The 21,794-nt window shown below is 43.0% G+C and carries 18 protein-coding genes and 1 tRNA gene; 16 read left to right on the forward strand and 3 right to left on the reverse strand.

Features of this window, described 5'->3' with window-relative positions; all coding sequences use genetic code 11:
* Positions 1 to 13: 13 nt before the first annotated feature.
* The 5 genes from ubiI to Xvie_RS07065 all read left to right on the forward strand — a co-directional run bounded on the left by ubiI (position 14) and on the right by Xvie_RS07065 (position 8,588).
* Positions 14 to 1,246, forward strand: coding sequence for an FAD-dependent 2-octaprenylphenol hydroxylase (gene ubiI, locus Xvie_RS07045; protein ID WP_086108626.1), 1,233 nt, complete (start codon positions 14 to 16; stop codon positions 1,244 to 1,246).
* Positions 1,247 to 1,620: 374 nt separating this feature from the next.
* The gene (gene gcvT / locus Xvie_RS07050; RefSeq protein WP_086108627.1) at positions 1,621 to 2,715 is read left to right on the forward strand and encodes a glycine cleavage system aminomethyltransferase GcvT; all 1,095 of its coding nucleotides are present in this window, start codon (positions 1,621 to 1,623) and stop codon (positions 2,713 to 2,715) included.
* Between the two features lie 89 nt (positions 2,716 to 2,804).
* Positions 2,805 to 3,197: a glycine cleavage system protein GcvH gene (gene gcvH / locus Xvie_RS07055; RefSeq protein WP_086108628.1), complete on the forward strand. Its 393-nt coding sequence runs from the start codon at positions 2,805 to 2,807 to the stop codon at positions 3,195 to 3,197.
* 142 nt (positions 3,198 to 3,339) lie between these two features.
* Positions 3,340 to 6,216 (forward strand): aminomethyl-transferring glycine dehydrogenase, encoded by a 2,877-nt coding sequence (gene gcvP / locus Xvie_RS07060; RefSeq protein WP_086108629.1) that lies wholly within the window; start codon positions 3,340 to 3,342, stop codon positions 6,214 to 6,216.
* Between the two features lie 845 nt (positions 6,217 to 7,061).
* Positions 7,062 to 8,588: an MFS transporter gene (locus Xvie_RS07065; protein ID WP_086108630.1), complete on the forward strand. Its 1,527-nt coding sequence runs from the start codon at positions 7,062 to 7,064 to the stop codon at positions 8,586 to 8,588.
* A gap of 202 nt (positions 8,589 to 8,790) precedes the next feature.
* On the opposite strand, the gene Xvie_RS07070 is transcribed toward Xvie_RS07065, so the two are convergent.
* A complete protein-coding gene (locus Xvie_RS07070) occupies positions 8,791 to 9,396 on the reverse strand; it encodes an HD domain-containing protein (protein WP_086108631.1) in 606 nt (201 codons plus the stop codon).
* 16 nt (positions 9,397 to 9,412) lie between these two features.
* The gene (ygfZ, locus tag Xvie_RS07075) at positions 9,413 to 10,414 is read right to left on the reverse strand and encodes a tRNA-modifying protein YgfZ (RefSeq protein WP_086108632.1); all 1,002 of its coding nucleotides are present in this window, start codon (positions 10,412 to 10,414) and stop codon (positions 9,413 to 9,415) included.
* Positions 10,415 to 10,770: 356 nt separating this feature from the next.
* Between ygfZ and sdhE the strand changes: the two genes are divergently transcribed.
* Both sdhE and Xvie_RS07085 read left to right on the forward strand, forming a co-directional pair.
* Entirely contained in the window at positions 10,771 to 11,037 is a 267-nt protein-coding gene (gene sdhE, locus Xvie_RS07080; protein WP_086108633.1) for an FAD assembly factor SdhE, read from the forward strand.
* A complete protein-coding gene (locus tag Xvie_RS07085) occupies positions 11,018 to 11,458 on the forward strand; it encodes a protein YgfX (RefSeq protein WP_086108634.1) in 441 nt (146 codons plus the stop codon). Before sdhE ends, Xvie_RS07085 begins: the two co-directional genes overlap by 20 nt.
* A 9-nt stretch (positions 11,459 to 11,467) precedes the next feature.
* Here the strand turns inward: Xvie_RS07085 and fldB are convergent, their stop codons facing one another.
* A complete protein-coding gene (gene fldB, locus Xvie_RS07090; RefSeq protein WP_086108635.1) occupies positions 11,468 to 11,986 on the reverse strand; it encodes a flavodoxin FldB in 519 nt (172 codons plus the stop codon).
* Between the two features lie 208 nt (positions 11,987 to 12,194).
* On the opposite strand from fldB, the gene xerD reads away from it, so the two are divergent.
* The 9 genes from xerD to Xvie_RS07135 all read left to right on the forward strand — a co-directional run bounded on the left by xerD (position 12,195) and on the right by Xvie_RS07135 (position 21,570).
* Positions 12,195 to 13,073, forward strand: coding sequence for a site-specific tyrosine recombinase XerD (gene xerD / locus Xvie_RS07095; protein WP_244175510.1), 879 nt, complete (start codon positions 12,195 to 12,197; stop codon positions 13,071 to 13,073).
* 33 nt (positions 13,074 to 13,106) lie between these two features.
* The gene (gene dsbC / locus Xvie_RS07100; protein ID WP_086108637.1) at positions 13,107 to 13,808 is read left to right on the forward strand and encodes a bifunctional protein-disulfide isomerase/oxidoreductase DsbC; all 702 of its coding nucleotides are present in this window, start codon (positions 13,107 to 13,109) and stop codon (positions 13,806 to 13,808) included.
* A 54-nt stretch (positions 13,809 to 13,862) separates the two neighbouring features.
* Positions 13,863 to 15,596 carry a single-stranded-DNA-specific exonuclease RecJ gene (gene recJ / locus Xvie_RS07105; RefSeq protein ID WP_086108638.1) on the forward strand — a complete coding sequence of 578 codons (1,734 nt, stop codon included), beginning with the start codon at positions 13,863 to 13,865 and terminating at the stop codon, positions 15,594 to 15,596.
* 264 nt (positions 15,597 to 15,860) lie between these two features.
* Positions 15,861 to 16,959, forward strand: a protein-coding gene (gene prfB / locus Xvie_RS07110) for a peptide chain release factor 2 (protein ID WP_139838822.1) whose coding sequence is annotated in 2 segments (ribosomal slippage) — positions 15,861 to 15,935 and positions 15,937 to 16,959 — 1,098 coding nt in all. Because the reading frame shifts where the segments join, the coding sequence is not laid out codon by codon here.
* Positions 16,960 to 16,968: 9 nt separating this feature from the next.
* Positions 16,969 to 18,483 carry a lysine--tRNA ligase gene (gene lysS / locus Xvie_RS07115; protein ID WP_086108639.1) on the forward strand — a complete coding sequence of 505 codons (1,515 nt, stop codon included), beginning with the start codon at positions 16,969 to 16,971 and terminating at the stop codon, positions 18,481 to 18,483.
* 171 nt (positions 18,484 to 18,654) lie between these two features.
* Positions 18,655 to 18,728 (forward strand) — tRNA-Gly (locus Xvie_RS07120).
* 185 nt (positions 18,729 to 18,913) lie between these two features.
* Positions 18,914 to 20,128 carry a tyrosine-type recombinase/integrase gene (locus Xvie_RS07125; RefSeq protein ID WP_086108640.1) on the forward strand — a complete coding sequence of 405 codons (1,215 nt, stop codon included), beginning with the start codon at positions 18,914 to 18,916 and terminating at the stop codon, positions 20,126 to 20,128.
* A gap of 202 nt (positions 20,129 to 20,330) precedes the next feature.
* Complete coding sequence (locus Xvie_RS07130; RefSeq protein WP_086108641.1) at positions 20,331 to 21,239, forward strand: hypothetical protein; 909 nt, start codon at positions 20,331 to 20,333, stop codon at positions 21,237 to 21,239.
* 115 nt (positions 21,240 to 21,354) lie between these two features.
* Complete coding sequence (locus Xvie_RS07135) at positions 21,355 to 21,570, forward strand: helix-turn-helix transcriptional regulator (RefSeq protein WP_086108642.1); 216 nt, start codon at positions 21,355 to 21,357, stop codon at positions 21,568 to 21,570.
* Positions 21,571 to 21,794 lie beyond the last annotated feature (224 nt).

Below are 21,794 nucleotides of genomic sequence, written 5' to 3' on the forward strand. Positions count from 1 at the left end.
GAGGAAAGAAAAAATGCAATCATTTGATGTGGTGATCGCAGGGGGCGGAATGGTTGGTCTTGCGCTGGCCTGTGGTTTGCAAGGTAGCGGTTTGCGCATCGCGATTGTAGAAGAGAATCCACCGACAAAGACATTTGATGCTAATGATGAATATGCGTTGCGTGTTTCGGCCATCAATGCAGCCAGTGAACGATTACTAACCCATCTTGGTATCTGGCAGGATATCCTCGCAATGCGAGCCAGACCTTATCAGGGCATGGAAGTTTGGGATCAGGATAATTTTGGACGCATTCAGTTCAATGCAGCGGAAAATGGCCTGACACACTTGGGTCATATCATTGAAAACCATGTGATCAGACAAGCACTCTGGCAGCGTGCGGAAAGTCTGCCGGATGTGATGGTTTTTACCCCATCTTCTCTTAAAAATGTTGCCTGGGGAGAAAACGAAGCCTTCATCACATTATCTGATGGAAGAATGCTGACTTCACGTCTAGTTGTTGGTGCGGACGGTGCGCATTCTTGGTTGCGCCAACATGCAGATATACCGCTGACTTTCTGGGATTATGAACACCATGCGCTGGTAGCGACAATTCGTACTGAGGAGCCTCATGACAATGTTGCACGCCAAGTTTTCCATGGTGATGGAATACTGGCTTTCCTGCCACTATCAGAGCCCCATCTCTGTTCGATAGTCTGGTCATTACCGGCTGAATCTGCGCAACAGCGCAAGTCTATGGAACCAGAGCTGTTTAATCGGCAACTGAGCGTGACATTTGATATGCGTCTTGGTCATTGTGAATTGATCAGTGATCGGCAAATCCTTCCACTGATGGGGCGTTATGCCCGTAATTTTGCTGCTCATCGACTGGTGCTCTTGGGGGATGCGGCACACACTATCCACCCATTGGCAGGTCAGGGCGTCAATCTCGGACTTATGGATGTGGCAGAGTTGATAGGTGAATTGAATCGCTTGAACCAGCAAGGAAAAGACATCGGTCAGTATCTCTATTTGGGGCGTTATGAACGTCGCCGCAAACATAGTGCTGTAGTTATGCTTGCAGGTATGCAGAGTTTCCGTCAGCTATTTGATGGCAATAATCCGGCTAAAAAATTATTGCGTGGAGTTGGATTAACACTGGCTGATCACTTACCGGGAATGAAAGCACAATTGCTTCGCCATGCAATGGGACTCAATGATCTTCCTGATTGGCTAATTTATCAAACCTCTTCGGTTGAAAAAATCTAATTCAGCCCATTATTTATAATTAGTTTTTCTCATATTAGGCTAAAGTGCTTTAAGTAGATTTACTTCACACTTTAGCCTATTTTTAATAGAAAAAGATTGTTCCCTCCTACTTTATTACAAATTTTGAGCGTTCTGACGCAATAAATTAGACAAAAATTCTGCATGATAGCGAGTGGTTTTTCGGGTTATCACTACAGCGTAGCTAATTTATTTTATGGTTCATTTCCTGTTTCAGTGATAACTTCAGCTCCTAAGGTATCGTTTGCGTGATTAACCGCTTCTTTGCTTCATGATCCAACACCTGTCGGTTAATACGCCGTATGTTTTTTTCAGGTCACGAATGTTTTCATGTCAAGAATGGAAAGAGGGAAATAATGTCAAAGCACACCCCACTATATGATCAACATCTGGCATGCGGAGCACGCATGGTAGATTTTCATGGCTGGATGATGCCTCTGCACTACGGTTCACAAATTGACGAGCATCATACAGTGCGTACTGATGCCGGTATGTTCGACGTTTCCCACATGACAATTGTGGATCTACACGGCACAGGTTGTCGTGATTTTCTACGTTACCTTCTGGCCAATGATATTGCCAAACTGACTGAGCAGGGCAAGGCACTGTATACCGGAATGTTAAATGCTTCTGGTGGCGTTATTGATGACCTGATTGTCTATTTCTTCACTGATAACTTTTATCGCATGGTTGTTAACTCGGCGACCCGTGAGAAAGACTTGGCGTGGATTAACCAACATGCTGAGAAATATGATGTTGAGATTATCGTACGTGATGATTTGGCTCTGATCGCTGTTCAGGGACCAAACGCACAGGACAAAGTTCAATCGCTGCTAAATGATGAGCAAAAGCAAGCGGTAATCGGGATGAAACCTTTCTTTGGTGTTCAGTCGGGAAATCTATTTATTGCAACAACGGGTTATACCGGTGAAGCAGGTTATGAAATAGCTTTGCCTAAAGAACAAGCGGCAGATTTTTGGCAACAGTTGTTGGCAGTAGGCGTGAAACCCGCAGGATTGGGCGCGCGCGACACATTGCGTCTTGAAGCCGGCATGAATCTTTATAGCCAAGAAATGGATGAAACTATTTCACCGCTGGCAGCCAACATGGGATGGACAATTGCCTGGAAACCGGAAGATCGTCAGTTCATTGGTCGTGAAGCATTAGAGAAGCAACGCGAAACAGGTACTGAACAATTAGTTGGACTGGTCATGCGTGAAAAAGGTGTGTTGCGCGGTGGCTTAACTGTCAGCTTCACTGATGATTCCGGTGAAATGCACTCAGGGGTTATTACCAGTGGAACATTCTCCCCAACCTTAGGATTTAGCATCGCGCTTGCACGTGTATCGCAAGGTATTGGTAAACAGGCGGTTGTTCAGATCCGTAATCGTGAAATTCCCGTTCAGGTTATTAAACCGGGTTTTGTGCGTATGGGCAAACCACTCGTATAGTAATTTTTGATTGTAATGTTTTGATTATTTTAATTTTTCAGTTGTTGTAACGTTTTGCTCAATGAACAAAAAACAAGGAGATGGCAACGATGAGTCATGTACCAGCAGAATTAAAATATACAGAATCACATGAATGGGTTCGTTCGGAAGGCAATGGTGAATACACAGTGGGTATTACCGAACATGCCCAGCAATTATTGGGAGATATGGTATTCGTTGATTTACCTGAAATAGGCACAGAGGTAAATAGAGATGATGATTGTGCCGTTGTAGAATCAGTCAAAGCGGCGTCTGATATTTACGCACCACTAAGTGGTGAGGTTATCGCTGTTAACCCAGACCTGGAAGGTTCTCCTGAATTAGTGAACAGTGAACCCTATAACGAAGGTTGGCTGTTCCGCATCAAAATAACTGATGAGAGTGAACTTGCTAATTTACTTGATGCCGAAGGCTATCAGTCACTCTTGGAAGAAAGCGAGTAACTGTATTTGATCGCCTCATTCACAAAGTCATATGGGGCGTTTTTTTATGTGTCGTTTTTATAGCCAATAGATTTCAAGTAACACAACGCAGAGCTGTAACTTGTAAGATAAAGGCATAGCTAGTTTCAGGAAATTATCATCAATGACTCAGACATTAATCCAACTTGAAAATCAAGGTGAATTCATTCGTCGCCACATTGGTTCTTCTGCTGAACAGCAAACAGAAATGCTGGCGATAGTAGGTGCAAATTCTCTTGATGATCTGACCAATAAAATCGTTCCCCGTGATATCGCATTATCAGAGCCTCCTGCAGTTGGTGAAGGTGCGACTGAACAACAGGCATTGGCTGAATTGAAAGCAATGGCGAGTCAGAACCTGCGCTACCAGTCGTATATCGGCATGGGATACTCACCTTCAATACTTCCCCCTGTTATTTTGCGTAATTTGCTGGAAAATCCTGGCTGGTATACTGCATATACCCCTTACCAACCGGAAGTTTCCCAAGGTAGATTAGAAGCTTTACTGAATTTTCAGCAAGTTACCATTGACCTGACGGGATTGGATCTTGCCTCTGCTTCATTACTGGATGAAGCAACGGCGGCCGCAGAAGCCATGGCAATGGCAAAACGGATCAGCAAGCTGAAAGGAGCCGAGCGTTTCTTTGTAGCAGATGATATTCATCCACAAACGTTGGATGTTGTGCGTACCCGCGCCGAAACATTTGGATTTGAAGTCATTGTTGATAAAGCTGAAAAAATATTGGAACTGGAAGGAATATTTGGTGCCCTGCTGCAACAAGTGGGGACGACGGGCGAAGTTCACGATTATAGTGATCTTATTGCGCAATTGAAAGCACGCAGAATTATCGTCAGTATTGCTGCGGACTTTATGGCACTGGTCATACTGACAGCACCGGGTAAACAAGGTGCTGACATTGTATTTGGTTCTGCACAGCGTTTTGGTGTGCCGATGGGATACGGTGGCCCTCATGCCGCTTTCTTTGCCTGCCGTGATGAATTCAAGCGTTCCATGCCGGGGCGTATTATTGGTGTTTCCCGTGATGCAGCAGGCAATAGGGCGCTGCGCATGGCGATGCAAACGCGTGAGCAGCATATTCGCCGTGAAAAAGCGAATTCCAATATCTGTACTTCTCAAGTTTTGCTGGCGAACATTGCGGGAATGTATGCCGTTTATCACGGATCAGAAGGCCTGAAACGCATTGCTGACCGAATTCACCGACTGACAGATATTCTGGCTGCTGGTTTGCTAAAAGCGGGCGTCACACTGCGCCATAAAACATGGTTTGACACGTTGGCCATTGAAGTGTCAGATAAGGCTCCAGTACTGGCAAGAGCAGAAAAAGCGCAAATTAACCTGCGTACCGATATTCTTGGGGCTGTTGGCGTATCATTGAGTGAAAAAACCAGCCGCGATGATCTGATAACTCTGTTTCAAGTAATAACGGGTTCTAATTCAGTACTGGATATCGGAATTCTTGATCGTGAAGCAGCGACAGAGAGCCAATCTATCCCTACTTCCATGCTGCGTAATGACGAAATTTTGACACATGACAATTTCCGTCGTTACCACAGCGAAACCGACATGATGCGATATATGCACAGCTTGGAACGTAAAGATCTGGCGCTGAATCAAGCCATGATTCCGCTGGGTTCATGTACCATGAAACTGAATGCAGCGGCAGAAATCACACCAATTACATGGCCTGAATTTACCGATATGCATCCTTTTTGCCCGCCAGAACAAGCGCAGGGCTATCACCAGTTGATCAGCCAGCTTTCCCATTGGTTGGTATTGCTGACCGGATATGATGCATTTTGTATGCAGCCTAACTCTGGTGCACAAGGAGAATATGCTGGCTTGCTGGCAATTCGTCAATATTATGCCAGCCGTGGTGAGCAACATCGTCATGTTTGTCTAATTCCAAGTTCGGCTCATGGAACAAACCCGGCTTCTGCACAGATGGCAGGTATGACCGTTGTTATCGTGAACTGTGACAAAGAAGGCAACATCGATTTAGTTGATTTGCGCGAAAAAGCTGAAAAATATAGTGACGACCTTGCTTGTATCATGGTGACTTACCCATCCACTCACGGTGTTTATGAAGAATCCATCAGTGAAATTTGCGATGTTATTCACCAAAACGGTGGTCAGGTTTACCTTGATGGCGCGAATATGAACGCTCAAGTGGGGATTACTACACCGGGCTTTATTGGCGCAGATGTTTCGCACCTGAACCTGCATAAAACCTTCTGTATCCCACATGGCGGCGGTGGCCCCGGTATGGGGCCGATTGGCGTGAAAAAACATCTCGCCCCATTTGTGCCGGGTCATTCTGTGGTAGAAATGGACGGAGTCACTACATTAGGTGCAGTATCCGCAGCGCCATTTGGCAGTGCATCCATTTTGCCAATTAGCTGGATGTATATCCGCATGATGGGAGCAAAAGGGTTGAAACAAGCCAGCCAAGTTGCGATCTTGAATGCAAATTACATCGCATCCCGCCTGAAAGGAGCCTATGAGATCCTCTATACCGGACGTGATGGATATGTTGCCCACGAATGTATTTTGGATATTCGACCATTGAAAGAAGAGTTCGGAATCAGTGAGATGGATATCGCCAAGCGTCTGATTGACTACGGTTTTCATGCTCCGACCATGTCATTCCCCGTTGCGGGCACTTTGATGGTTGAGCCAACAGAATCAGAAAGCAAAATTGAAATCGATCGTTTCATTGACGCAATGCTGGCAATTCGGGAAGAAATCAGCAAAGTGGCAAAAGGAGAATGGCCTTTGGAGGACAACCCATTGGTCAACGCACCACACATCCAGACTGAACTGATTTCTGATTGGAATCACGCATACAGCCGTGAAACTGCCATTTTCCCAACTGTGGAAACCAAAGCCAATAAATACTGGCCAACGGTTAAACGTCTTGATGATGTCTATGGTGACCGCAACTTACATTGCTCTTGTGCGCCGCTTGAAGATTATCGTTAATGATAATTTATTGAGTCCATTTTTATTGAGTGTGTTATTAACCCCTCGTCCAGCAGGACGGGGGTTTATAATTAGTGAAGATATTGAAAAATTTTTTTTGCTGCACGTCAGTGACTTTTTCTTCAAAGCATTTTTTTCTTTAGTGTATGGGAAAGGCGTAACATAGCGGCTTCGATTTTATAGGCAGCCAAGGAAGAATAACCTAATATCCAACCTTGTTTTTTTGTTACTTTCACTCTGGTTGTTAGATACTAGATGGGGAGTAAAAGGTAAAACTCAGTTACTTGCATTTGGAATTATAAAAAGCTATCTGGAAATAAATATCAAGTTGAAAGATAATCTTGTATAAAAATATAACCATAAAAGGTATGTTGGTGCTGTACAATAATTGAAAAATATCTTGAAGGTCGAATAAATCCAATTGATTATTTTTGGTATTTTAATATTATTAATGACGAAAGTGTGATTAGTTCTTAAGAAAATACGTTTAAAACTGATGACAAAAAATCAGTTAAGTATGATAACTATCTTGGACATTCTTACTATGACAATGCTTCAAATTCCACATACATTTCTTTCTAAAATAACCTCCACCAGCGTGCCGGTCTGGATGGAGTTTTATTACTTCTACAGTTAGCTCAAGTTAGCCCTTCCTTTAATCGTAAACATAATTGTCTGTGTTTTTATTAATAACAAACAATTATTGTTTAGTGATTTCATAAATTACATTATTTCTTAAATAATCCCATAAAATTCAAAAAAATATAGTGAAAATGGCATTAGCTGTGGCTAATTTTTGGCATGCCTTTTCCATACTAGAACTATGACTATAGGAGTTATAGGTAATGTTATTTAATCAAAATATCAGTTCGAACAAACAAGCTGGATTGCGAAATTGGTTTGGGTTGTTGGTGTTAATGCTGCCTGTTTTGTTGGTTACTATGGATAATACAATCTTAGGATTTGCCTTGCCCAAAATAGCCAGAGCTTTGGCGCCAAGTGCCAATCAGCAATTATGGATCATAGATGCTTATTCTTTGGTATTGGCAGGATTGCTGATTTCTATGGGGAGTATTGGGGATCGTGTCGGTCATCGTAAGTTATTATTATTGGGATCGTTAGGTTTTACCGTTGTTTCAATTTTAACTGCGTTATCTGCATCGCCAGAACAATTAATTGTTGGGCGTGCAGCTCTTGGTTTTTTTGGCGCGATGTTGATGCCATCAACACTGGCTTTGATTAGTTGCCTTTTTGAAAACCGTGAACAACGTCGTATTGCTGTTGCTATTTGGGCAACAATTCTAACTGTTGGTTCGGCTCTGGGGCCTGTTATTGGCGGAATTTTATTGCAGTATTTCGATTGGAATTCCATTTTCTTGCTGTCTGTTCCTGTATTAATCCCTTTATTGATTTTTGGCCCCGTTTTATTGCCTGCATCTGACAAAAAACAGACCAGATTTATTGATGGTTATAGTGTCTTATTATCAATTATCGCGATGACAGGCATTGTATATGCCATTAAACATATCGCTAGTGATGGATTTGAAATCGATGTCATTATTGCATTAGCTATCGGTGTGGTTACTGGAGTAAGTTTTATCCGCAGACAACACAAGTTATCTGTGCCCCTGATGGATATCTCTCTGTTCCGTAATGGTGTATTTGCGGGTTCGGTGATGGTGAATTTATTGAGTTTAGGATTATTGGTCGGTTTTGTCTTTTTTGCCACTCAGTTTCTGCAAATAGTGCTAAATATGGAACCGTTATCCGCTAGCTTTGCATTGGTGCCAGGCCAGATTATGGCAATTGCTGTTGGAATGGCAATAGTACCCGTCGCTCAGAGAATATCAGCACATTGGCTTATGCCTATTTTACTCGCTTTGGCAGGGTTGGCATTTTTCTTGATAGCTTGTGTAGGCAGTGATTTGATTTCCATCATTATTACTTTTGCATTGTTGTGCATGGGTGTAGGGGCGATTGCTTCTGTCTCCAATGACTTGATTCTGTCTGCCGTTCCCTCTTCGAAAGCTGGCGCAGCTTCAGCCATCAGCGAAACAGCATATGAAGTTGGTGTTGTGTTTGGGACAACTATCATTGGTGGATTATTGACCGCTTTTTATCAGGTGAACCTGAACCTGCCTGATGAAATTTCTCAAGAACAGGCTAAATTAGCCTTGGAAACACTGGCTGGCGCTTATACAGTGGCTGATTCATTGTCAGGCATAGAAAGGCAACTACTGGTGGATGCAGCGAAGCACTCTTTTACCAATGCTATTTATATGACAAGTTGGTTGACTGCAATATTTACCGGAATTGTAGCTTTGGTTGCTTGGTATTTAATTAGAAAATCTGAAAAAACAAATATAGTTTAACCTTAACGAACTGATAGATATTTTGGTGAAATATAGGCACTTTTTTAGGTGCCTATTCCATTATGATAGCATTACGGCATCAAGGCTCTCGTTTGATAGACGCGATTATCAGCGGAACGTGTTTAACCAGCAGAATGCATAAATATACTTTGAAGCTGTCAGATATAGACTCTGACAGCTTGATTTAGAAGATCTGCGGGAATTATTTTAACCAACCTTTTTCTTTTGCTGCCTCCAATTGTGGCAGCAGGTATTTCCATAGTTCAGGATAACTTTCGGAAACAAAGTGGAGAAGGTTATAAACTTGCTCAAAGCGAATATTGTTCTCAACCCAGCTTTGCCCTTGGTTATGCAGGTTCATAAATACCGGCATAATTCTATCGAGTGTCTTGGCAAATCGTGCTTCGGGAGTGATGGAATCTTCGTATTCATACCAAAGTTCCAGAAAATAATCGCGCTGACTTTCCGGCAATAACCCAAAAATACGGTTGGCTGCCTTAACTTCCTGTTCATGAATGGCTTCACGGGCAGCCAGATCGAACGCGATAACATCACCGGCATCGATCTCAACAATGTCATGAATCAGAGCCATTTGTACGACTCGACCAATATTTACATCCCCGGCATAAGGCGCAAAGCCAAGTACGGCAAGAGCAAAATGCCAGCTATGTTCAGCAGAGTTTTCATGTCGCACATTGTTCAATAATTTCGTTTTGCGATGGACATATTTTAACTTATCCAGCTCCATGATAAACGCAATGACATCGGTGAAAGGGCCAAAATTAACAAGAGGTACAGCTAATGACATACAAAAACCTCAATAATTATTTTTCTTCGTCTAATGAATAAGGCAATGCCTGAATGGTAAGAGTACTGCCTTCATCTTCACGGATACGGAATACACTCTCTACTTCCATATCATTATTCATGACAACTTGTACCCAGATTGAACCATCAACCAGTTTGACTGCCGTCAGCACTGAACCTGTCCGACGCCATTTATCACCTAATTGCCATTCCAAATCATCTCCAACAGCAGGCAGAACAGAGGCGTTGCCAGCCAGCCAATACATGGCCCGCTTGTTTGCTCCACGATATTTGGCTCGCGCCACCATTTCCTGACCGGTATAACAGCCTTTCTTAAAGCTGATACCGTTTTCGATTGCCTGAAGATTTGTTGCTTGCGGAATAAATTGTGCGCTGCTGGCTGCATCAATGACAGGAAATCCTGCTTCAATCTCCAGCGCCAGCCATTGCTGGCTGTCATTCAACTGCGATTGGAATTTTTCGACAAATGTCTCGGTTAATTTAGTGGCAGTAGGGCAATCCGTGACTAACAGGAAACGTTCAGTGGGAAGCGTAAAGTGGAGAAGGGTTGTAGTTTCGTGTTGGATAACAGGGGATTCGGCATCAGGTAGTGTTGGGAAAAGTGTTGCCAAAGCTTCCCGGCTTCCTGTTCCAGCTACACCGAGCAAGATATTTTCTTCATCTTTGGCAAACGTCAATTTTGAAAATACAGCATATTTTTTTAATTCAGTTAGTTGCGTATCCAATAATGAACGGCGTTCAATATAGGCAAAACCTTCGCCACGCTGAAACAGCCGTAAGTTACTCCACATCTTGCCTTTGGCATCGCAATGTGCGGTTAACACATGCTGGTTATCATTCAGTGAGGTAAGATCTGCTGTAATTTGACCTTGCAGATACTTTTCCGCGTCAGCTCCAGTAGTTGTCACTATTCCCCAATCATCAAGGGAAATTAAAGTCAGCGGGAGTGTTGCAGAAGGGGATGGATATTGTGCAGAAAACGGAGTTTGGTAAGCCATAGCAGCTCCTGCCAGTAAAGTATCTAAGAAATAACACTAATGGTAAAAGAGAAGTAGCTTAATGCAAAGGGGTTATTCTTGTTATTTATGGATGATGAATTCATTACCAATTTGTTGCGATATATTTCGCAACTTGTCGATATATTCAGTGATTGCACTCAGGCTGATGATGAAAAACAGGTCAGAATCGTTGATAATTTTGTTCGGCTATGAAATTTTGTAACCGTGATCATATTTAAAACGATGGGTAACTTGTTAATCTTTTGCAATCTGATTGTCACGATCTTACTTATTTCCTGATCTTAATATTGCTGTCTCAATGGCACAAATGAAAATGATAAAGAGGCTTTTTAAACATGGATATTGATAATAAAGCACGTATTCACTGGGCATGTCGTCGTGGAATGCGTGAACTGGATATTTCCATCATGCCATTTTTTGAGTATGAATATGATTCATTGAATGATGATGACAAACGGATTTTTGTTCGTTTGCTGGAATGTCCAGATCCTGATCTTTTCAATTGGCTCATGAATCATGGACGGCCTGAAGACGACGAGCTTTACCATATGGTGCAATTGATCCAACGCAGAAACCAAGCCCGTGGTCCTGTGGAACAATAAACTCAGGGAATCTCGCTATACTCGTCTTTTTTCCACGGGTGTGCATAGCGCAGTTGCAATTGCGGCTTTATTGGCTCCCTGGCCAATTAACAGTGTTTACTTCTGTCTTCCATTGTTTGGCATCATCATAAGTAGTTGGATGTGGAGTCAGAAAAATATTCGGCAATGTCAGGGCAGGCTGGTACTGTTCAAAGGCAATAAAGTGCATTGGCAAAAAGCCGCTTGGAGTATTACTCAGCCACCGTGGTTCCATCGCTATGGAATGGTCATTATTCTCCATGCTTTTAACCGGACAGAAAATAGTCGGATAAAAAATGCGCTCTATCAACCGCCAATCCGATTATGGGTGGCATCAGATAGTATGTCACCTGCGGCGTGGCGTCATTTGAATCAACTAATGCGCCAATACCCTGATAGTTAAAATGGACAGCTAAAATAGCGCTTCCATTTCAGCCAATATCTGCATGCACCATTCGCTTAAACGTTCATCTGTTTGTTCGAATTGGTTTACATCGTCCAGAGCCAGCCCGACAAATTGTCTGCCATCTTCGGACAAAGGTTTCGGGCTGGTAAATTCATAACCTTCTGTCGGCCAGAACCCAATAAATTGTACACCTGCTGGTAGCAAGTGGTGATACAGCATTCCCAATGCATCCAGAAACCATTCACTATAATCGATTTGATCCCCCATTCCATACATGGCAACAATTTTTCCTGCCAGATCCAACGAGGGAAGCTGATCCCAAATAGCTAGCCAATCTTCCTGTAACTCCCCGAAATCCCAGGTAGGGATACCGAGGATCAGGACAGAATATTCTTCCATCAATTGCGGATCGCAATCCTGAACATTATGCAGGTCGATCAGATCTTCACCGAGTATATCGCGTATTTTTTCTGCTACTATTTCTGTATAGCATGTACTGGAGCCGTAAAAGAGACCAATTTTCATCATTATTTATCAGCGGGTTTCGAATATCAGGGGCGGTATTGTAACAGAATAATCGCTTTTTCAGGCATAATAGCCGACAGGAAGGCGCAGATAAGCAGACAGTAAAGGAGGGCTTGTGCCAAGCGAACACAACCTGTCAGACAACCATTTATCGGAAAGTAATTCACTTGAACAATATTCAACGGAACCACATCCAGCGGTCAATCCACTGGTAGAACAATTTCTCGATACCATATGGTTGGAAAAAGATCTGGCCGAAAATACTTTAGCTTCTTATCGGCTTGATTTACAAGCCTTAAACAATTGGCTGGTGCACTATGGCCATGATTTACTTTCAGTACAGTCGGTAGAACTACAATCATTTTTGGCTGAACGAGTGGATGGCGGTTACAAAGCCAGTAGTTCAGCCAGATTGCTGAGTGCAATGCGAAGGTTGTTTCAATATCTTTATCGTGAAAAAATGCGGAAAGATGATCCAACAGCGTTATTATCTGCGCCTAAATTACCTAAACGTTTACCCAAGGATTTAAGCGAGAAACAAGTTGAAGATTTGCTTAACACACCTTCGGTTGACCAACCAATTGAACTACGGGATAAAGCTATGCTGGAAGTGCTTTATGCGTGTGGATTGCGGGTTTCAGAACTGGTTGGCCTGACCTTATCTGATGTGAGCTTACGTCAGGGAGTGGTCAGAATTGTGGGGAAGGGAAATAAAGAAAGATTGGTTCCTCTGGGGGAAGAGGCTGTTTATTGGCTGGAAAAATATCTGGAATATGGGCGTCCGTGGTTATTGAATGGTTCTGTCTCTGATGTATTCTTCCCCAGCAAGCGGGGGACACAGATGACACGCCAGACATTCTGGCATCGGATCAAACACTATGCCGTATTGGCAGGAATTGATGCTGAACGCTTGTCACCCCATGTATTACGACATGCTTTTGCAACACATCTACTTAATCATGGCGCTGACTTACGTGTTGTACAAATGTTATTAGGTCATAGTGACCTCTCCACAACTCAAATATACACTCATGTAGCAACTGAGCGTCTCAAAATGCTGCATCAACAACATCATCCCCGTGGATAGTTACAGAATTAGATGAATATAAAGGAATAAACCATGAATAAAATTACGTTTTGCCTTTCATTACTGTTAGCTGCCGTTGCTGGCAATGCCTTTGCTGACAACAGCGCTATCAATAATTCATTGTCTAAAATAAAACTTAAAGTAGAAGATATTACTTCATCACAACTGCCGGGAATGAGCACAGTTTTAACCACTCAGGGCATTTTTTATGTATCTGATGATGGCAAGTACCTATTACAGGGTCCGCTTTATGATGTTAGTGGCAAAGTACCGAAAAATGTCAGCAATAAGATTTTGATGAAAAAATTGGAAGCCTTGCAGAATCAGATGATTATTTACAAGGCACCAAAAGAAAAATATGTTGTCACTGTTTTTACTGATATCACTTGTGGTTATTGCCAGAAATTGCATGCGGACATGCAAAAATATAACGATCTGGGAATCACTGTTCGTTACTTGGCGTTTCCTCGTTATGGCGTGCAACACCAATCGGGCAAGGATATGCAGTCCATTTGGTGCAGTGCGACACCGAACAAATCATTGGACGCTGTTTTTAAAGGTGAAAAAGTTTCTCCAATCGAGAAGTGCAAGGTTGATATCGAAAAACATCTTCAGTTAGGCCACCAGTTTGGTGTCGGAGGCACACCAGCAATTATCCTGAAAGATGGTGATATGATTAGTAGCTACTTATCTCCGAAAGATTTACTAACTGAGCTGGAACAAAATGGCAAATAATCTGAAACAATAATTCAACCCATTCAGTGAATATTAGCTAGTGAATAGAAACCTGTGAATAGAGAAACACAACTTCGCCGCCGACCAGCGGCGGATTCCAGCCCCCTTCCCAACAATATCCATCCGTTATTGCGTCGTTTATACGCTGTGCGTGGCATACGCCAAGCGGATGAACTGGAACGTGGCGCAAAGGGTCTCCTCAATTACCAATCCCTTCATGGCATTGAGCAGGCCGTTTCCTTGCTGGTTACAGCATTACATGAACATTGGCGCATTATGATTGTTGGGGATTTCGATGCAGATGGAGCAACCAGCACAGCATTAAGCATTCGCGCCTTGCGTGCAATGGGATATCGCAACCTTGATTATCTTGTTCCAAACCGTTTTGAAGATGGTTATGGATTAAGCGTTCAGGTGGTTGATGAAGTTGTCAAAAAAAGCGCAGATTTGATTATCACCGTGGATAATGGGATCTCATCCCATGATGGTGTCGCAGCAGCACATCAACACGGTATTAAGGTGATTGTTACTGATCACCATTTACCGGGTGAAACATTGCCAGCCGCGGATGCCATTATCAATCCCAATTTAATAGATTGTGACTTTCCTTCTAAAGCCTTGGCAGGCGTTGGTGTCGCATTTTATCTGATGTCTGCACTCAGGGCAGAATTGCGCAAATTGGCTTGGTTTGAGCAACAAGGCATTCCATTACCCAATTTGGCTGAGTTGTTGGATTTAGTGGCATTGGGTACAGTGGCGGATGTGGTTCCCCTCGATACCAATAACCGAATTCTGGTATATCAAGGATTAAACCGCATTCGGGCAGGACGTTGCTGTGTGGGGATAAGGGCATTGCTCGAAGTTTCCAAACGGGAAGCAACAAAATTAGCAGCCAGTGATTTGGGCTTTTCATTGGGGCCAAGATTAAATGCCGCCGGACGTCTGGATGATATGTCTGTTGGAGTGGCGTTATTGTTGACCGATGATATGGCACAGGCTCGCCAGATTGCTTGTGAATTAGATGGGCTGAACCAAACTCGTCGGGAAATCGAGCAGGGGATGCAGCAAGAGGCTTTGCTGATTTGCGATAAAATTGAGCGTACCCATACTCAGTTACCTTATGGGTTGGCAATTTACCATCCTGAGTGGCATCAGGGCGTAGTGGGCATTTTGGCCTCACGAATTAAAGAGCGTTTTCATCGTCCGGTCATTGCTTTTGCTCCGGCAGGTGATGGCACTTTGAAAGGTTCGGGGCGTTCCATCAATGGCTTGCACATGCGTGATGCACTTGAACGTCTTGATACCCTATATCCGGGATTGATGTTGAAATTTGGTGGTCATGCGATGGCAGCAGGGTTGTCTATCGAACAGGGCAAATTTGATCTATTCCAGCATTATTTTTCCGATCTGGTGGCTGACTGGTTGGATATCGCCCAGCTGGAAGGCATAGTCTGGAGTGATGGCGAATTGGCGTTGGGAGAACTATCGTTGGAAGTTGCTGAAATCCTGCGTGACGGAGGCCCGTGGGGGCAGGCGTTTGCAGAACCGGTTTTTGACGGTAAATTCAAACTACTGCAACAGCGCATAGTTGGTGGAAATCATCTGAAAGTCATGCTTGAGCCACTAAATGGTGGGCCGATGTTAGATGGTATTGCATTTAACATTGATGTTAGCCGCTGGCCGGATAATAGTGTCAAAATAGTAGAATTAGCCTATAAACTGGATATTAACGAATTTCGTGGCAACCGTGATGTCCAGCTTTTGATCCAGCATATTTGGCCCTACTGAATCATTGCCACATGATCCAACACGTTTGATCGAAAGAGCTTTGATCAAAAGCTATTTGATCAAAAATAGGCTGTGTGGCAAATCTCCGGCAATGTTATATAACCAATTAGCTTTTACCCTGCATCTTTTCAATCGTAGCCAACAAAGAGATGATTTAAAAGATGAAGGGTATAAACCCGTTGGTGGATCCGTTACAATATGCGGTTCGAAAATATCCGTAAGACCATCATTTATTCATAATACACAACGTATAAGACACGAAATATGTTTGAAATTAATCCAGTAAAAAATCACATTCAGGACCTGTCTGAGCGGACAGCAGTTCTGAGGGGGTATCTTTGACTATGATGCCAAGAAAGAACGCTTAGAAGAAGTTAATGCTGAATTAGAACAGCCTGATGTCTGGAATGAACCGGAGCGGGCACAGGCGTTGGGTAAAGAGCGTTCATCACTTGAAAGCATCGTAGAAACAATTGATCAGCTCGTTCAGGGATTGGAAGATGTGAACGGCCTGCTGGAACTGGCAGTTGAAGCTGATGACGAAGAAACCTTCAATGAAGCAGTAGCTGAATTGGAACAACTGGAAGAGAAGCTAGGCCAACTTGAATTCCGTCGCATGTTCTCTGGCGAATATGACGGTGCAAACTGTTATCTGGATCTTCAGGCCGGATCTGGTGGTACAGAGGCACAGGATTGGGCTAGCATGTTGATGCGTATGTACCTGCGTTGGGCCGAATCCAAGGGCTTCAAGACAGAAATCATTGAAGAGTCCGATGGTGATGTAGCTGGTTTGAAATCAGCAACCATCAAGATTATTGGTGATTATGCTTACGGTTGGTTACGTACAGAAACGGGCGTCCATCGCTTGGTACGTAAAAGCCCGTTTGATTCAGGCGGTCGTCGCCATACATCATTCAGTTCTGCTTTTATCTATCCCGAAGTGGATGATGATATTGATATCGAAATCAATCCGGCTGATTTACGCATTGATGTATACCGTGCTTCTGGAGCTGGTGGTCAGCACGTTAACAAAACTGAATCTGCTGTACGTATCACCCACGTACCGACTGGTGTTGTAACTCAATGCCAGACAGACCGTTCTCAGCATAAAAATAAAGACCAGGCGATGAAACAGTTGAAAGCGAAACTGTACGAACTGGAAATGCAGAAGAAGAATGCAGATAAACAAGCAATGGAAGAGAACAAATCGGATATCGGTTGGGGAAGTCAGATCCGCTCTTACGTTTTGGATGATTCCCGTATTAAAGATTTGCGTACCGGTGTAGAAACCCGTAATACACAATCTGTGCTGGATGGGGATTTGGACAAATTCATTGAAGCAAGCTTAAAAGCTGGCCTATGAGGAACTAAAATGTCACAACAACAGCAGGGCGCTGAACAGGCTCCTGATTTAAATAATGAACTGAAAACCCGCCGTGAAAAATTGGCTGCTCTGCGCAGCAACGGCATTGCTTTCCCGAATGATTTTCGTCGCGAAAACATTTCCGAAGATCTGCATGCAAAATACGATGACAAGACTAAGGAAGAACTGGAAGAGCTGGGCATCGAAGTAACTGTTGCCGGTCGCATGATGACACGCCGCATCATGGGCAAAGCATCTTTTGCAACCCTGCAAGATATGGGGGGTCGTATTCAGATCTATGTTTCCCGTGATGATCTGCCGGAAGGCATTTACAATACTCAGTTCAAGAAATGGGATTTGGGTGACATTTTAGGTGCACGCGGTAAGCTGTTCAAAACTCAAACGGGTGAGCTTTCCATTCACTGTACTGAGCTGCGTCTGTTGACTAAAGCACTGCGTCCACTGCCGGATAAATTCCACGGTTTGGCAGATCAGGAAACCCGTTACCGTCAGCGTTATTTGGATCTGATTGCGAACGATGAATCACGCAAGACATTCCAGATCCGCTCCCGCGTGATGTCTGCATTGCGTAGTTTCATGATCAAAAAAGACTTCATGGAAGTTGAAACGCCAATGATGCAGGCGATCCCTGGTGGTGCAAGTGCGCGTCCATTCATCACGCACCATAACGCGCTGGATATCGACATGTACCTGCGCATTGCACCGGAACTATACCTGAAACGTTTGGTAGTAGGTGGTTTTGAGCGTGTGTTCGAAATCAACCGTAACTTCCGTAACGAAGGCGTTTCTCCGCGTCATAACCCAGAGTTCACGATGATGGAACTCTACATGGCTTATGCAGATTACCAAGATCTAATCGTACTGACCGAAGATCTGTTCCGTACTTTGACTCAAGATGTACTGGGTACAACATTGGTGCAATATGGCGAACAAGAATTCGACTTCGGTAAGCCTTTTGTCAAGATGACCATGAAAGAAGCGATTTGCAAATATCGTCCAGAAACTAACATGGCAGATCTGGATGATATGGATAAAGCGGTTGCTATCGCAAAATCTTTGGGCATTGACATTGAAAAGGGCTGGGGCTTGGGTCGTGTTCAGTGTGAAATTTTTGAAGAAACTGCTGAAAGCCACTTGATTCAGCCGACATTCATTACGGAATATCCGGCAGAAGTTTCTCCGCTGGCACGTCGCAACGATGACAATCCATTCATTACTGATCGTTTTGAATTCTTCATCGGTGGTCGTGAAATTGGTAATGGCTTCTCGGAGCTGAACGACGCGGAAGATCAAGCAGAACGTTTCGCAGAGCAAGTTCGTCAGAAAGATGAAGGTGATGATGAAGCGATGTTCTACGATGAAGACTACGTGACTGCGTTGGAGCACGGTCTGCCACCAACAGCAGGTTTGGGAATTGGTATTGACCGTATGGTGATGTTATTCACTAACAGCCATACCATCCGCGACGTTATTCTGTTCCCGGCAATGCGTCCGAATAAATAATCATTTTTGATTAAAGTCAGCTAAACGCCCAGTTTGATTAACCGGACTGGGCGTTTTTTGCACCCATTAAAAAACCTTAAACAACTGACTGAAATATAGACAAATATTAGCGATATACTACTTGCTGGGATTCAGTAAGAGGTATATATTTGACGGCATCACTTCATTGATGCGAGTGTAGTTCAATGGTAGAACGAGAGCTTCCCAAGCTCTATACGAGGGTTCGATTCCCTTCACTCGCTCCAAATAAACCTCTATCAAAGTCAATAAAAGTCTACTGCCTCCTGTAAAATCAAAGAAAAACCCAAAATTACACTCTATTATCGTCTACCGATATCTATTGCAATATACCCCAATCAGGGGGTATATATGGGGGTATGTTTTTACACCCCTAAAAAAGTACCCCCACAGTTGCGAGGATGCTAGACATATGAAACTAACAGCTCGGCAGATTGAAACAGCAAAACCCCAAGATAAAGATTTTAAACTATCGGATGGTGGTGGTATGTATCTGTTGATAAAGGTTAACGGCTCTAAATATTGGAGACTGAAATACCGTATCGCAGGAAAAGAAAAGCTGCTTGCTATTGGCACCTTTCCGCTTATCTCTTTGGCAGAAGCCAGAAAGAAACGCGATGAAGCCAAGAAATTAATAGCTGAGGGTATTGACCCCAATCACGATAAAAAACAAAAGAAACTTGCCGCTCAGGGAGAAATTAATAATACATTCGAAAACATAGCCCGTGAATGGTATGAAAACCGTATTGATAGATGGTCAGCTTCTTATGCAGAAGAAATGATGGAAACATTCGAAAAAGATGTTTTCCCCTACATAGGCAGCAGACCGATTGTTGAAATTAAGCCTATGGAATTAATGGCAGTCTTATCTCGGATAAATGATCGAGGGGCAACAGAGAAATTAAGGAAAGTGCGCCAACGCTGCGGAGAAGTGTGGAAATATGCAATCATTACTGGTAGGGCTGAATATAATCCAGCGCCTGATTTAGCATCCGCATTTATCATACCTAAAAAAACACATTACGCGTTCTTAATGACTAATGAGCTGGCAGAGTTCTTTAAGGCTTTAAACGCTTATACCGGTAGTTTTATGGTGAAAATGGGGATGAGATTGCAAATGATAACAGGCGTTCGTCCCGGTGAATTACGCAAGGCTGAATGGTCAGAAATTGACTTCCAAAAATCCCAGTGGGAAATTTCTGCCGAAAAAATGAAAATGCGGCGCCCTCATATAGTCCCATTATCACAGCAGGCTGTTGATATTTTAGAGCAGATGAAACCAATTACAGGCCAAGGAAAATATCTTTTTCCCGGCAGAATAAATCAATCACAGCCGATGAGTGAAATGGCATTAAGTGTATTAATCAGGCGCATTGGTTATGCAGGCCGTGTAACAGGCCACGGATTCCGCCACACAATGAGTACTATTTTGCACGAACAAAATTACCCCTCTGAGTGGATTGAAACCCAGCTTGCTCATGTTGACAAGAACAGCATTCGAGGAACCTACAATCATGCCCAGTATCTAGATGGTCGTAGAGAAATGCTTCAATGGTATGCGGATTATATGGAGGCATTAGAGAACGATGGTAATGTCGTTCACTATAAATTTAAGAAACATGCTTGATGTTCATGGGATCTGACCGGATAGTTTGTATATTAATAAAATTTACCAAGCAAACCATGTGACTGCGCGGATAATAGAAAATATATTCATTAGTTATCCACAAAACCACCCGATTTTGTACACTTGCACCTATATGATTAAATTGTAAAATTTACCCCAGTAGACAACAAAATAACGACATGGAAAACATGGAGGATGGCAGTTGGATATACTGGGAAAAAGAAAATGGTTAAATCTGAATGAATGTGCAAAATATTTACGGAAAACACTTAATGATGATATCGGTGTTTCTGACGTAGCTCGCCTGATTGCTGACGGTGAGTTAAAACCATCAATTTTTTTTTACTCTTGCTGCTTTGTACGTGAAGTGCAAATCACGAGCAAGCCATTATCCCATGTGCTTAGCGAACCAGAGACTGCTATCACATCAAATATTGACCTTCTCAGCCAAGAAGCTCTATTACCTGATACGCCTATAATTCACGCAACCCCAATCGGTGACAAAATAATTTTTACCGAGGGTATCTGGCCTGCTCTGCACATTGGAATCATTAAATATGAAGCAGAAAAAAAGTACAGCGAAGAACAGGAGTTGCCCAGACCCAAAAGATCTTTATATGAGACCAAAGGAATAATATTGGTAGATGGTGAAAAAAGGTTTCAAGTTGTCCAAAAAATAGACTTTGAAAGAGAAATGATCGCGCTGGTAAAATTATCTCAATCTCAAAGAGAGGAAGAGAATGGATTTTTTAAGGCACATATAGAGCGATTTGAGCAAATAAGGAACGCTGAAATTAAAGGTGATCTTTATGACAGTTTTGTTCCGTGTGTTGAATTGCCAGAAAACTCATATTTTGCAATTAAAAAAGAAGATATAGACGCATTTGTGTCTATGTGTATGCCAGCCAACAAAAAGACATCGACCAAAACGGCTAATAAACAAGCAGAGTTTATATACGCACTAATAGCAGCTCATTATGGAGAAGATATCGCCAATAATCCACGCTCTCATATTGATAATGGTGATATAAGGATTGATCTGGAAAGTAAGGGATTTACCGTACCATCAGGGAACACCGTATCAGGCTGGTTAAAAAATATCGTCGTGTAATATTACATTTGAATTTGTAATATTACGAAAACCACCAAATTAGTTTTGTATATTCCCCCTGTCATCAACAAACGTCCACTAAAGCAAATCAAGGACTAGATAACAGGAGGGCAATATGCCAGCAATCACAATACCTAAAACAAACCTTATCCGCTTACCCGAAGTTCAACGCAGAACTGGTTACGGTAAGGCGTGGATCTACAAACTCATTGCAGATAACCGATTCCCCAAGCAAGTCAAAATCGGCACTCGCTCAGTTGCTTTTATTGAATCAGAAGTTGATGTGTGGATAGCTCAGCGTATTGCTGAGTCTCGCAGCGAGGTGATGTGATGAAACGCTCTATATTCCAGCCAACAGTAGAAAACGTAAATAACCCCTATAGCCGAAAATCAAATTAATTAAGACAGGGTAAAACGATGACATCTAAAAATGTGGCCTTAAACGGTCAGGGACTTGCTTACGCTGAAAACAGCCAGGAGCCTATTTTAGTTCAGCACAGAACTGAATCGAGAATAGATAGCCGCTTGTTTGCAAAGCGTGTCGGATTACAACAC

It is taken from the genome of Xenorhabdus vietnamensis, from assembly GCF_002127535.1.
GTDB lineage: Bacteria > Pseudomonadota > Gammaproteobacteria > Enterobacterales > Enterobacteriaceae > Xenorhabdus > Xenorhabdus vietnamensis.